The 12,956-nt window shown below is 59.0% G+C and carries 11 protein-coding genes and 1 tRNA gene; 2 read left to right on the top strand and 10 right to left on the bottom strand.

Annotated features, from left to right (window positions below):
• Positions 1-53 precede the first annotated feature (53 nt).
• The 10 genes from thrC to queA form a co-directional block, all read right to left on the bottom strand.
• Positions 54-1,463, bottom strand: a complete 1,410-nt coding sequence (gene thrC / locus AC1RO5_RS14825) for a threonine synthase (protein WP_493175852.1) — start codon at positions 1,461-1,463, stop codon at positions 54-56.
• A 66-nt stretch (positions 1,464-1,529) separates the two neighbouring features.
• Entirely contained in the window at positions 1,530-2,834 is a 1,305-nt protein-coding gene (locus AC1RO5_RS14820; RefSeq protein WP_018926703.1) for a homoserine dehydrogenase, read from the bottom strand.
• A gap of 134 nt (positions 2,835-2,968) precedes the next feature.
• Positions 2,969-3,700 carry a thioredoxin fold domain-containing protein gene (locus AC1RO5_RS14815; RefSeq protein ID WP_493175850.1) on the bottom strand — a complete coding sequence of 244 codons (732 nt, stop codon included), beginning with the start codon at positions 3,698-3,700 and terminating at the stop codon, positions 2,969-2,971.
• A gap of 276 nt (positions 3,701-3,976) precedes the next feature.
• On the bottom strand, positions 3,977-4,873 hold the full coding sequence (xerD, locus tag AC1RO5_RS14810) for a site-specific tyrosine recombinase XerD (RefSeq protein WP_493175848.1): 897 nt from the start codon (positions 4,871-4,873) through the stop codon (positions 3,977-3,979).
• A gap of 136 nt (positions 4,874-5,009) precedes the next feature.
• Positions 5,010-5,558, bottom strand: a complete 549-nt coding sequence (locus AC1RO5_RS14805) for a glycine zipper 2TM domain-containing protein (protein ID WP_019651850.1) — start codon at positions 5,556-5,558, stop codon at positions 5,010-5,012.
• Between the two features lie 119 nt (positions 5,559-5,677).
• Complete coding sequence (secF, locus tag AC1RO5_RS14800; RefSeq protein ID WP_493175846.1) at positions 5,678-6,592, bottom strand: protein translocase subunit SecF; 915 nt, start codon at positions 6,590-6,592, stop codon at positions 5,678-5,680.
• Positions 6,593-6,601: 9 nt separating this feature from the next.
• Complete coding sequence (gene secD / locus AC1RO5_RS14795; RefSeq protein WP_493175845.1) at positions 6,602-8,470, bottom strand: protein translocase subunit SecD; 1,869 nt, start codon at positions 8,468-8,470, stop codon at positions 6,602-6,604.
• A gap of 63 nt (positions 8,471-8,533) precedes the next feature.
• Positions 8,534-8,869, bottom strand: coding sequence for a preprotein translocase subunit YajC (yajC, locus tag AC1RO5_RS14790; protein ID WP_007934009.1), 336 nt, complete (start codon positions 8,867-8,869; stop codon positions 8,534-8,536).
• 43 nt (positions 8,870-8,912) lie between these two features.
• Positions 8,913-10,028: a tRNA guanosine(34) transglycosylase Tgt gene (gene tgt / locus AC1RO5_RS14785; protein WP_019651852.1), complete on the bottom strand. Its 1,116-nt coding sequence runs from the start codon at positions 10,026-10,028 to the stop codon at positions 8,913-8,915.
• Between the two features lie 14 nt (positions 10,029-10,042).
• A complete protein-coding gene (queA, locus tag AC1RO5_RS14780; protein WP_493175843.1) occupies positions 10,043-11,092 on the bottom strand; it encodes a tRNA preQ1(34) S-adenosylmethionine ribosyltransferase-isomerase QueA in 1,050 nt (349 codons plus the stop codon).
• Between the two features lie 107 nt (positions 11,093-11,199).
• Between queA and AC1RO5_RS14775 the strand changes: the two genes are divergently transcribed.
• Positions 11,200-11,284, top strand: a tRNA-Leu gene (locus AC1RO5_RS14775).
• A 163-nt stretch (positions 11,285-11,447) separates the two neighbouring features.
• Positions 11,448-12,752, top strand: coding sequence for a tyrosine-type recombinase/integrase (locus AC1RO5_RS14770; protein WP_086946350.1), 1,305 nt, complete (start codon positions 11,448-11,450; stop codon positions 12,750-12,752).
• Positions 12,753-12,956 lie beyond the last annotated feature (204 nt).

The following is a 12,956-nucleotide window of genomic DNA, read 5'->3' as shown; positions in this document are numbered from 1 at the left end:
AAATGAGAAAGCCCGTCAGGAGACGGGCTTCAAAATGTGACAGCTTTTACCGGTTACAGTGGCTTGCCGCGGTTGCCATGCTGACTGACAAAGGCCTGCACGGCTTTCAGATCATTTGGCAACACGGTGCAACGCTCATCTCGCTCAAACAAATCAGAAAGATGTGCAGGTAGTTCGAGCGCTTTTCCTACACCAGCTTTTTCCACCGCGTCCGGGAATTTGACCGGATGAGCCGTGCCCAGGATCACCATCGGGATATCCAGGCTGCGACGGCATTCACGCGCGGCCTTCACGCCGATGGCGGTGTGCGGGTCCAGCAGCTCGCCGGTTTGCTCGAAGACTTCGGCAATGGTTTCGCAGGTTTGGGCGTCGTCCACGGCCAGCGAATCGAACAGTTTGCGTGCTTCGGTCCAGCGTTCCTGTTCGACGCTGAAACCGCCGCCCTGCTTGAAGGTGTCCATCAAACCGGCAATCGCCGCGCCATTGCGACTGTGCAGGTCGAACAGCAGGCGTTCGAAGTTCGACGAGACCATGATGTCCATCGACGGCGACAGCGTGGCGTGCAGGGTTTCCTTGACGTACTGATTGCCGCTCATGAAGCGGTGCAGGATGTCGTTGCGGTTGGTGGCGACGATCAACTGATTGATCGGCAGACCCATGTTGCGCGCCAGGTAACCGGCGAAGATATCGCCAAAGTTGCCGGTCGGCACCGAGAACGACACCGAACGCGCCGGGCCGCCCAACTGCAGGGCTGCGTGGAAGTAGTAAACGATCTGGGCCATGATCCGCGCCCAGTTGATCGAGTTCACCGCCACCAGGCGTGTGCCCTTGAGGAAGCTCTGGTCGGCGAAGCTCGCCTTGACCATTTCCTGGCAGTCATCGAAGTTGCCTTCGATGGCGATGTTATGGATGTTCTCGCCGAAGATAGTGGTCATCTGGCGACGCTGCACTTCGGACACACGGTTGTGCGGGTGCAGGATGAAGATGTCGACGTTTTCGCAGTGCTTGCAGCCTTCGATGGCCGCCGAACCGGTGTCGCCAGAGGTAGCACCGACGATCACCACGCGCTCACCGCGTTTTTCCAGCACGTAGTCGAGCAGGCGACCGAGCAGTTGCAGAGCGAAGTCCTTGAACGCCAGGGTCGGGCCGTGGAACAGCTCCAGCACCCATTCGTTACCGTTCAGTTGACGCAACGGTGCCACGGCGTTGTGGGAAAACACGCCGTACGTTTCTTCAAGAATCTTTTTGAAATCGGCATCCGGAATGCTGCCGGTGACGAACGGGCGCATCACCCGGAAGGCCAGCTCGTGATACGGCAGGCCGGCCCAGGAAGCGATTTCTTCCTGAGTGAAACGTGGCAGGTTTTCCGGGACGTACAGACCGCCGTCGGTGGCTAGACCGGCCAGCAGGACGTCTTCGAAATTCAGGGCCGGTGCCTGGCCGCGGGTACTGATATAACGCATGACTGGCTCCAATAGACAGTGTTCGCAAACCCGGGCCCGCACGCGGGCCCGGTGAACGATAACGGCTTAGTTCAGGTGCTCGACGCGGATCCGTACAACCGGACCGACCACGCCCGCCAGGGCTTCCAGGGCAGCGATCGCATCGTTGATGTGCTGTTCCAGCACGCGATGGGTCAGCAGGATCATCGGCACCAGGCCGTCGTGTTCCTCGACTTCCTTCTGCATGATCGACTCGATGTTGATGCCGCGCTCCGACAGGATGCTCGCCACCTGAGCCAACACGCCTGGATGGTCCTTGGCCTGAATGCGCAGGTAGTAAGCGCTTTCGCAGGCTTCGATCGGCAGGATCGGGTGGGCCGACAGCGAATCCGGCTGGAAGGCCAGATGCGGTACACGGTTTTCCGGGTCGGAGGTCATGGCACGCACCACGTCCACCAGGTCGGCGATTACCGACGAAGCGGTCGGCTCCATGCCGGCGCCAGCACCGTAGAACAGGGTCGAACCGGCAGCGTCACCGTTGACCATCACTGCGTTCATCACGCCGTTGACGTTGGCGATCAGGCGATCGGCCGGGATCAGCGTCGGGTGCACGCGCAACTCGATACCGGCCGCGGTGCTGCGCGCCACGCCCAGGTGCTTGATGCGATAACCCAGCGCTTCGGCGTAGTTCACGTCAGCGGTGGTCAGCTTGGTGATGCCTTCGGTGTAGGCCTTGTCGAATTGCAACGGAATGCCGAACGCGATGGACGCCAGGATCGTCAGCTTGTGGGCTGCGTCGATGCCTTCAACGTCGAACGTCGGGTCGGCTTCGGCGTAACCCAGGGCTTGCGCTTCGGCCAGCACGTCTTCGAAGGTCCGGCCTTTTTCACGCATTTCGGTAAGGATGAAGTTACCGGTGCCGTTGATGATGCCGGCCACCCAGTTGATACGGTTGGCGGACAGGCCTTCACGGATCGCCTTGATCACCGGGATGCCGCCGGCCACGGCCGCTTCGAACGCAACGATCACGCCCTTCTCGCGAGCCTTGGCGAAAATTTCATTACCGTGAACGGCAATCAGTGCCTTGTTCGCGGTGACCACATGCTTGCCATTCTCGATGGCCTTGAGTACCAGCTCGCGGGCAACGGTATAGCCGCCCATCAGCTCTATAACGATGTCGATCTCAGGGTTCGTGGCCACTTCGAAGACATCGTTGGTAATCGCAATACCGGTCGTCTGGAACTGAGGCTTTGGCGTGCGCATGGCAATTTGTGCCACTTCGATTCCACGCCCGGCACGACGAGCAATTTCCTCGGCGTTGCGCTGAAGTACGTTGAAGGTACCGCCACCGACGGTCCCTAACCCACAGATGCCTACTTTGACCGGTTTCACTGTGAACTCCCCATAAAACGGCCGACTCAAGGCCGGCCGTGAAAACAGCCGCAGGTTCGCGGCTCTCTATTGATGGCCCGGCAAATGCTGCCGCCGGACCACGCTCGTCAAAGGCTGGCCGTGACGATGCGAATTTACTTCGCGCCCAGTGCCAGTTTGGCGACTTGTGGCGCAGGCTGGTAGCCCGGAATGACCTGACCGTCAGCCAAAACGATGGCCGGTGTACCGTTCACGCCAATCGACTGACCGAGGGCAAACTGCCTGGAAACCGGGTTATCGCACTTGGCGGCCTTGATTTCCTTGCCATCGACCATTTTGTCCATGGCGGCTTTCTTGTCTTTCGAGCACCACACGGCTTGCAGTTGCTCGTCACCCGGCGAGCCCAGGCCCTGGCGCGGGAAGGCAACATAACGCACTTCGATACCGCGTTTGTTCAGCTCAGGCACTTCGGCGTGCAGCTTGTGGCAATACGGGCAAGTGGTGTCGGTGAACACGGTGATGTGCGACTTGGTTTCGCCGATGGCCGGATAGACCACGGTTTCCGCCACTGGAATGTCGTTGATCAGCTTGGCAATGCCCAGGCGTTCGGTCTTCTCGGTCAGGTTGACCGGTTTACCGTCCTTGAGCTGGAACAGGTAGCCCTGAACGACGTATTGGCCGTCGGCGCTGGCGTAAAGCACGCGGCTGCCCTTGAGCTTGACTTCGTACAGACCTGGCAGCGGGCTGGCGGTGATGGTTTCGACCGGCACGTCGAGCTGGAGGTTTTCCAGGCTTTTACGAATGGCTTTGTCGGCCGTGTCATCGGCGACGGCAAAGGTGCTGACCAACGCAATGGCTGCGGCGGCGAAAATCTGGGTCAGACGCATGAGAACTCCTGAAGGCGGACAAATGGGACGATCAGAACGCCCGTGCCGAAACACCGGGTCATAACCGCCCATCGTGCAAACCGGCAAAGCCTACCACATAAGGCCCCTGTGGCGAGGGGGCTTGCCCCCGTTGGGTTGCGAAGCAGCCCCTCTTTGGCGATCTCTATCCGACATATGGACCGAGGCGTGAGGCTTGACGACTGCTGCGCAGCCGAACGGGGGCAAGCCCCCTCGCCACAGGGTTGTAATAGTTCTCCAAGGCCTATCCCGCATCGGTCAGCCTCTGGGGTGATGCTTGGCATGCAGGTCCTGCAAGCGCGCGCGGGCGACGTGAGTATAGATCTGGGTGGTGGAGAGATCGCTGTGGCCGAGCAGCATTTGCACTACCCGAAGGTCGGCGCCGTGGTTGAGCAGGTGCGTGGCGAAGGCATGACGCAAGGTATGCGGCGACAGCGATTTGCCGATCCCGGCGACCTTGGCCTGGTGCTTGATGCGATGCCAGAAGGTCTGGCGGGTCATTTGCTCACCGCGCAGGCTGGGGAACAGCACATCGCTGGGACGCCCACCCAGCAGCTCGCCACGGGCATCGCGCATGTAGCGCTCGACCCAGACAATCGCCTCCTCGCCCATCGGCACCAGCCGCTCCTTGCTGCCCTTGCCCATCACCCGCAGCACACCTTGGCGCAGGTTGACCTGCTCCAGCGTCAGGCTGATCAGCTCCGTCACCCGCAAGCCACACGCGTAAAGCACCTCAAGCATGGCGCGATCACGCTGACCGATGGCCTCGCTCAGGTCCGGCGCGGCCAGCAAGGCTTCCACATTGGCTTCCGACAAGGATTTGGGCAATGGCCTACCCAGCTGCGGCATATCCACGCGCAGGGTCGGATCCACGGCAATCAGCTTTTCCCGCAACAAATAGCGATAGAAACCACGCACGCCGGAGAGAAATCGCGCCGTAGAACGGGGTTTGTAGTTTTGCTCCAGGCGCCAGGCCAGGTGATCGAGGATCAACTCGCGCCCGGCGTTGATCAGCTCCAGGCCCTTCTCCTGCAACCAGCCGTTGAACAAGGCCAGGTCGCTGCGATAGGCATCGCGGGTGTTATCGGAAAGGCCTTTCTCCAGCCACAGGGCGTCGAGGAACTGGTCTATCAGGGGATGATCGATGGCAGGCATGGGGGCTCAGGACTGGCGGGCAAAAGGCCGCAAAAATGAAGAGTCTTTCATAGCTCGTTGATGGTGAACATAAAATTCAGGCACAAAAAAAGCATCCCTTACGGGATGCTTCTTTTTGTGTGGGACGCTCAGCTCACTATTTGGCCGGTTCGTTCTGCCCCAGGATCAGCCTGCCTTCCTTGTCGACCGGAATCTGGTTGCCCGGATCGCGATCCATCCGCACTTTGCCTTCCTTGCCGTCCAGCGAATAACGAACGTCGTAGCCTACGACCTTGTCGCTGATGTCATTGACCGTGTTGCAGCGAGTCTGAGTCGTGGTGTAGGTGTCACGCTCCTGCATGCCTTCCTGCACCTTGTTACCCGCATAACCGCCGCCGACCGCACCGGCCACTGTGGCGATTTTCTTGCCTGTACCGCCGCCGATCTGATTGCCCAACAGGCCGCCAGCCAAGGCGCCGACCACCGTACCGGCGATCTGGTGTTGATCTTTCACCGGTGCTTGCCGGGTCACCGTAACGTCCTTGCACACTTCACGTGGAGTTTTGATTTGTGTCTTGACCGGTTCAACGGCCAGCACTTGCGCATACTCAGGGCCGCTTTTAACCAGTTTGTAGGTGGCAACAGCGCCACCGGCAGTCACACCGACAGCACCCAATACCGCACCAACCAGCAACGACTTGTTCACATGAACCTCCTGGCTATAACAGACGGGACAAACCCGCGCTTCTCCCAGCCTTGGAGCATAAAAAAAGGCGCGAGTTCAACACTCGCGCCTTCTTGGCTTTCAGCAGGAAAAGATAACCGTTATGGACGGTCGTCGACTTCCTTCTCGCTCGTCGCCACAGGAATCAGGTCTTCGCTGTTCAGGTTCAGCCAGATCAGCACCACGTTCGCGATGTAGATCGAGGAGTAAGTACCCGCCAGAACACCGATAAACAGGGCAATGGAGAAACCGAACAGGTTGTCGCCACCGAAGAACAGCAGGGCCGCGATCGCCAGCAAGGTGGAGATCGACGTCGCCATGGTCCGCAGCAGGGTTTGCGTGGTCGAGATGTTGATGTTCTCGATCAGGTTGGCCTTGCGCAGGACGCGGAAGTTCTCGCGAACCCGGTCGAATACCACGATGGTGTCGTTGAGCGAGTAACCGATGATCGCCAGCACCGCCGCCAGTACCGTCAGGTCGAAGGTGATCTGGAAGAACGACAGGATACCGATGGTCACGATCACGTCGTGGATCAAGGACACGATCGCGCCGACCGCAAACTTCCACTGAAAGCGGAAAGCCAGGTAGATCAGGATGCCGCCCAGCGCCATCAGCATGCCGAGGCCGCCCTGGTCGCGCAGCTCTTCACCGACCTGCGGGCCGACGAACTCGACACGCTTGACCTGAGCCGGGTTGTCGCCGCCGACTTTCTGCAGTGCGTCAGCCACCTGGTGACCCAGTTGCGGGTCTTCGCCAGGCATGCGCACCAGAAGATCGGTAGTCGCACCGAAGTTCTGCACGATGGCTTCGTGATAACCGGCTGTAACCAGTTGCTCACGCACCTTGGTGACATCGGCCGGACGCTCGTAGGTCAGCTCGATGAGCGTACCACCGGTGAAGTCCAGGCCCCAGTTCATGCCCTTATGAAAGACACTGAACATTGCCAGCGCGGTAAGGAACAATGTGACGCCGAACGCAAAGTTGCGAACGCCCATGAAGTTGATTGTACGTAACATGGCAGCCCCTTAAATCCACAACTTCTTGAAGTCACGACCGCCGAAGATCAGGTTGACCATCGCGCGGGTCACCATGATGGCCGTGAACATCGAGGTAAAGATCCCGAGGGACATGGTCACGGCGAAACCCTTGACCGGGCCGGTGCCCATGGCAAAGAGAATCCCGCCCACCAACAAGGTTGTCAGGTTGGCGTCGAGAATCGCGGTGAATGCCCGGCCGAAGCCTTCGTTGATTGCCCGCTGTACGGTCATGCCGGCCGCGATCTCTTCACGTATCCGCGAGAAGATCAGGACGTTGGCGTCGACCGCCATACCCATGGTCAATACGATACCGGCGATACCCGGCAGGGTCAGCGTTGCACCCAGCAGCGACATCAAGGCCAGCAGCATCACCATGTTCACTGCCAGCGCAACGGTGGCGATGAGGCCGAAGAAGCGATAGATGGCCATGATGAACAGCGAGACAAACAGCATGCCCCACAACGATGCATCGATACCTTTGGTGATGTTGTCGGCACCCAGGCTTGGGCCAATGGTGCGCTCTTCAGCGAAGTACATCGGCGCCGCCAGACCACCGGCACGCAGCAACAGCGCCAGCTCGGACGATTCGCCCTGGCCGTTCAGGCCAGTGATGCGGAACTGGGCACCCAGCGGCGACTGGATGGTCGCCAGGCTGATGATCTTCTTCTCTTCCTTGAACGTCTGAACCGGCACGTCTTTCTCGACGCCGTTGACCACTTGCTTGACGTAAGTGGTGACTGGACGCTGTTCGATGAAGATCACCGCCATGCTGCGGCCGACGTTGCTGCGAGTCGCACGACTCATCAGCTCGCCACCGTGGCCATCCAGACGGATGTTCACTTCTGGCGTACCGTGCTCGCCGAAGCCCGCCTTGGCGTCAGTCACCTGGTCACCGGTGATGATCAGGCCACGCTCGATGAGCGCTGGAGGACGCTTGCCTTCACGGAACTCGAACTCCTCGGAAGTGGCTTTCGAAGCGCCAGGCTCAGCCGCCAGACGGAACTCCAGGTTGGCCGTCTTGCCGAGGATACGCTTGGCTTCTGCGGTGTCTTGCACACCCGGCAGCTCAACCACGATGCGGTTGGCGCCCTGGCGCTGAACGATAGGTTCGGCAACACCCAGCTCGTTGACGCGGTTACGTACCGTGGTCAAGTTCTGCTTGATGGAGTATTCGCGGATTTCCGCCAGCTTGGCCGGGGTCATCGCCAGACGCAGTACCGGTTGGCCATTGAGGTCGGCCGGAACAATGTCGAAATCGTTGAAGTTCTTGCGGATCAGCGCACGGGCCTGTTCGCGGGAGTCTTCATCAGTGAAGCCCAGCTGAATGGCACCGCCCAGTTGCGGCAGGCTGCGATAGCGCAGTTTCTCTTTACGCAACAGGCTCTTGACGTCGCCTTCGTATACTTTCAGGCGTGCGTCGAGGGCTTTGTCCATGTCCACTTCCAGCAGGAAGTGCACACCACCGGACAAGTCCAGGCCCAGCTTCATCGGGTGCGCGCCCAGGCTGCGCAGCCATTGCGGGGTGGTTTGCGCCAGGTTCAGTGCAACGACGTAGTCATCACCCAATGCCTTGCGCACGACGTCTTTGGCTGGCAGCTGGTCTTCAGCCTTGGCCAGACGGATCAGACCGCCCTTGCCGTTTGCCGCCAGCGTGGCCGCCTTGACGTTGATCCCGGATTCCTTGAGCGCGGTGCTCACACGGTCCAGATCAGCCTGATTGACTTGCAGCGCAGTGCTTGCACCGCTGACCTGAATGGCCGGGTCGTCAGGATATAGATTGGGAGCGGAATAAATCAGACCGATCGCCAGCACCGCCAGGATCAGAATGTATTTCCACAGAGGGTATTTGTTCAGCATCACGCCGCCCGCTTATGACGCGGGGCGCCTTGCGCGCCCCGTCGATTGAGTAGAAGTTGTAACTTAGATCGCTTTGAGCGTGCCTTTTGGCAGCGTGGCGGCGATGGCGCCTTTCTGGAACTTCATTTCAACAGTGTCGGAAACTTCCAGAACCACGAAGTCGTCGGACACTTTGGTGATTTTGCCGGCGATACCACCGGTGGTCACAACTTCGTCACCTTTTTGCAGGCTGCTCAGCAGGTTCTTCTGCTCTTTGGCGCGCTTGGCCTGTGGACGCCAGATCATCAGGTAGAAGATGACCAGGAAACCGACCAGGAAAATCCACTCAAAGCCGCCGCCCATCGGGCCTGCCGCAGGTGCAGCAGCGTCAGCCATGGCATTAGAGATAAAAAAGCTCATTTAGCACTCCAGTTGCAAATGTTGAATCTTGGGGTCAGAAAACTCAGTCCAAAGGCGGAACGGGTAACCCGCGTTTGGCGTAGAAGGCATCGACAAAGGCGGCCAATGTACCCTGTTGAATAGCCTCGCGCAAACCAGCCATAAGCACCTGGTAATGGCGCAAATTGTGGATGGTATTCAACATGCTACCCAGCATTTCGCCGCACTTGTCCAGATGGTGCAGATAAGCACGGGAGAAGTTCTGGCAGGTGTAGCAATCGCAGGTCGGATCCAGCGGCGAATCATCATGGCGATGGAACGCGTTACGGATCTTCAGCACGCCTGTATCAATGAACAGATGCCCGTTGCGGGCATTACGGGTTGGCATCACGCAATCGAACATGTCCACACCGCGGCGCACACCCTCAACCAGATCTTCCGGTTTGCCAACGCCCATAAGGTAACGAGGTTTGTCAGCCGGCATCTGGCCCGGCAGGTAATCGAGCACCTTGATCATCTCGTGCTTGGGCTCGCCCACCGACAGACCGCCGATGGCCAGGCCGTCAAAGCCGATCTTGTCGAGGCCTTCCAGGGAGCGCATGCGCAAATCCTGGTGCATGCCGCCCTGGACGATGCCGAACAACGCGGCAGTGTTGTCGCCATGGGCGTTTTTCGAACGCTGAGCCCAGCGCAACGACAGCTCCATCGATACGCGAGCGACGTCTTCGTCGGCCGGGTACGGGGTGCATTCGTCGAAGATCATCACGATGTCCGAGCCCAGATCACGCTGGACCTGCATCGACTCTTCCGGCCCCATGAACACTTTGGCGCCGTCGACCGGAGAGGCGAAGGTCACGCCCTCCTCCTTGATCTTGCGCATGGCGCCTAGGCTGAACACCTGGAAACCGCCGGAGTCGGTCAGAATCGGGCCTTTCCACTGCATGAAATCGTGCAGGTCGCCGTGCTTCTTGATCACTTCGGTGCCAGGACGCAGCCACAAGTGAAAGGTGTTGCCCAGAATGATTTCCGCGCCGGTGGCGACGATATCCCGCGGCAGCATGCCCTTGACCGTGCCGTACGTGCCCACCGGCATGAAGGCCGGGGTCTCGACGGTACCGCGTGGGAAGGTCAGGCGACCACGACGCGCCTTGCCGTCAGTAGCAAGCAACTCAAACGACATACGACTTTGGCGACTCATTCTTTGTCCTCGGGGCCACGTGGTGCGGGATTACGGGTGATAAACATCGCATCACCGTAGCTGAAAAAGCGGTATTCGTTGTCGACAGCGGCTTTATAGGCGGCCATGGTCTCGGGATAACCGGCGAACGCCGAAACCAGCATCAACAGCGTGGATTCGGGCAAATGGAAGTTGGTAACCAGGGCATCGACCACATGAAACGGCCGGCCCGGGTAGATAAAGATATCGGTGTCGCCACTGAACGGCTTGAGCACGCCATCGCGCGCGGCGCTTTCCAGGGAACGCACGCTGGTGGTCCCCACGGCCACCACACGGCCGCCGCGAGCGCGGCAGGCTTCGACTGCATCGACCACGTCCTGGCCGACTTCCAGCCATTCGCTGTGCATGTGGTGATCTTCAATCTTCTCGACGCGCACCGGCTGGAAAGTGCCAGCGCCGACATGCAAGGTCACGAACGCGGTCTCGACGCCCTTGGCGGCAATCGCCTCCATCAGCGACTGATCGAAATGCAGCCCCGCCGTCGGCGCCGCCACCGCGCCCAGGCGCTCGGCGTACACCGTCTGATAACGCTCGCGGTCCGAGCCTTCATCCGGGCGGTCTATATAAGGAGGCAACGGCATGTGCCCGACGCGGTCGAGCAGCGGCAATACCTCTTCGGCAAACCCCAGTTCGAACAACGCATCGTGACGCGCCAACATCTCGGCCTCGCCACCGCCGTCGATAAGGATCTTCGACCCAGGCTTTGGCGACTTGCTGGAGCGCACATGCGCCAGCACGCGATGACTGTCGAGCACCCGCTCCACCAGAATTTCCAGCTTGCCGCCGGAAGCTTTCTGGCCAAACAGCCGCGCCGGAATCACCCGGGTATTGTTGAACACCATCAAATCGCCCGGGCGCAAATGCTCAAGCAAATCAGTGAATTGACGGTGTGCCAGGGCGCCGCTGACCCCATCCAGGGTCAACAGGCGACTACCGCGACGCTCGGCCAAAGGATGGCGAGCAATCAGCGAATCAGGGAGCTCGAAGGTAAAGTCAGCAACGCGCATGATGGGGTTCGTCTAGCAGGGCCGGGAAGTCTAGCGGAAATATCAAAAATTCTCCATGTACCTGATTGACCAGCGGTATTCACCTCTCTATACTTCGCCGCCATTGAGCCCTGATGGCGGAATTGGTAGACGCGGCGGATTCAAAATCCGTTTTCGAAAGGAGTGGGAGTTCGAGTCTCCCTCGGGGCACCATTTGCAGTACATAGACGACTACCAGCGTCTACGCAACACCCCTAGAGCCCGCTAACTGCGGGCTTTTTGGTCTCTGGGGTTCCACCCCCATCTCTTGCAAGCCAGCCTCTTTTTGGTACATTTTCTGTACATATTCCAGTTCGAGAACCGGAGGTGTACAGCAATGCCATTGACCGCCTTGCAAATCAAAGCGTCCAAGCCTGCCGACAGACCGTTCACGTTGAGTGATAGTTCGGGTCTTGCCCTGCTGGTGAAACCCAACGGTAGCAAGTATTGGCACTTCCGGTACACGTATCAGGGTCGGGCGGCGCGCATGTCACTGGGCGTGTATCCGCATATCTCCTTGCAGGAAGCCCGTGAACGAGCTGCAGAATGCCGCAACCTACTCAAGCAAGGCACCAACCCCGGCGCCAAACGTCGCGATGACAAGCTGCGACAGCAGGAGGCCGGGCTCAACACTTTCAGGCGAGCCGCGGAGTACTGGTACCAATTCAAAGCGGACTCCGGCCGCAGCAGCGCGACGCTGAAGAAGATCCGCGACTATCTCGATAAGGATCTACTGCCCGCTCTCGGCGAGAAGCAACTGGAGCTCATCACTCGAAGCGACTGCGCAAAACTGCAGGCCTGCATCGAAAAACGAGGCGCCTTCAATGTTGCGGACAAGACCCGGACCTGGCTGAAACAGATTTTCAGTCAAGCCATTGCACGCGGCCTGTGCGAACACAATCCAGCCTCCGAACTCCACGCGATTGCGATAGCCCCACCGCCCACTCAACACTATCCACATCTGCACGAACACGAACTACCTGAGTTTCTCCGGGCCTTAAGCAAGACCACCAGCCGGCTACCAGCGAGGATTGCATCATGGATGACAATTCTGACGGCGAGCCGCCCCGGCATGGTTCGCTACGCAAAATGGGAGGAAATCGATTTTGAGGAAGGGATTTGGACCATCCCGGCCGCCCGCATGAAGATGCGCAGAGACTACGTTAGCCCTCTACCTCATCAATTGATCGCCATGCTTACCAAACTGAACCAAAGCACTGGCCGCAGTCGGTATCTATTCCCAGGCAATGGTGAAAAGCAGCCAGTCATCAGTGAAAACACGATCAACCTGGTGTTCGCCAAGATCGGCTATAAAGGACGACTCGTCAGCCATGGCACTCGTCATACCGCAAGCACGCTACTGCGCGAACATGGCTGGCTGAAGGACCATGTCGAAAGCCAGCTGGCTCACGTCGAGGGCGGCATCTCTGGTGAGTACAATCAAGCCCTATACTTGCCGCAACGTCGGATCATGATGCAGTGGTATGCGGACTATCTCGACGCCCTCAAACTAGGCATTACAGCCAGCCTTCGCGATCAATTTGATACTCGCGTTAATCAGTTTCTCGCACGCCCTTCTGCATCGCCTCTAACAACATCCCACGCACGCATAGATGATAAGTTTTCTATCGAAACAGACTAAGCTGCGATACCGCGATCACGCGATGCCTCACGAATTCGACCCGGTCGGCGTCAACATCATCGCCTTGTAAAACAACCGTGGCGCATTTCAACACTGCTTAAGCCTGTTAGATCTCCGTAGCCCAGCTTTCCACGCGGGTCCATCCAAGCAGGGCTGCAAAGCCGCCCTGCTTGGATGGACCTCACTTAAAAAATCTAAAGCCCA

The sequence above is a fragment of the Pseudomonas sp. GW822-FHT02G04 genome (assembly GCF_058802085.1).
This window is presented reverse-complemented; position numbering and strand designations above follow the sequence as displayed.

What these genes read in the sequence shown, in the direction of transcription:
- queA (WP_493175843.1), bottom strand. Translation starts at nt 11,092, where the DNA reads ATGCGCGTTGCTGACTTTACCTTCGAGCTCCCTGATTCGCTGATTGCT.
- secD (WP_493175845.1), bottom strand. Translation starts at nt 8,470, where the DNA reads ATGCTGAACAAATACCCTCTGTGGAAATACATTCTGATCCTGGCGGTG.
- tgt (WP_019651852.1), bottom strand. Translation starts at nt 10,028, where the DNA reads ATGTCGTTTGAGTTGCTTGCTACTGACGGCAAGGCGCGTCGTGGTCGC.
- AC1RO5_RS14815 (WP_493175850.1), bottom strand. Translation starts at nt 3,700, where the DNA reads ATGCGTCTGACCCAGATTTTCGCCGCCGCAGCCATTGCGTTGGTCAGC.
- secF (WP_493175846.1), bottom strand. Translation starts at nt 6,592, where the DNA reads ATGTTACGTACAATCAACTTCATGGGCGTTCGCAACTTTGCGTTCGGC.
- xerD (WP_493175848.1), bottom strand. Translation starts at nt 4,873, where the DNA reads ATGCCTGCCATCGATCATCCCCTGATAGACCAGTTCCTCGACGCCCTG.
- thrC (WP_493175852.1), bottom strand. Translation starts at nt 1,463, where the DNA reads ATGCGTTATATCAGTACCCGCGGCCAGGCACCGGCCCTGAATTTCGAA.
- AC1RO5_RS14770 (WP_086946350.1), top strand. Translation starts at nt 11,448, where the DNA reads ATGCCATTGACCGCCTTGCAAATCAAAGCGTCCAAGCCTGCCGACAGA.
- yajC (WP_007934009.1), bottom strand. Translation starts at nt 8,869, where the DNA reads ATGAGCTTTTTTATCTCTAATGCCATGGCTGACGCTGCTGCACCTGCG.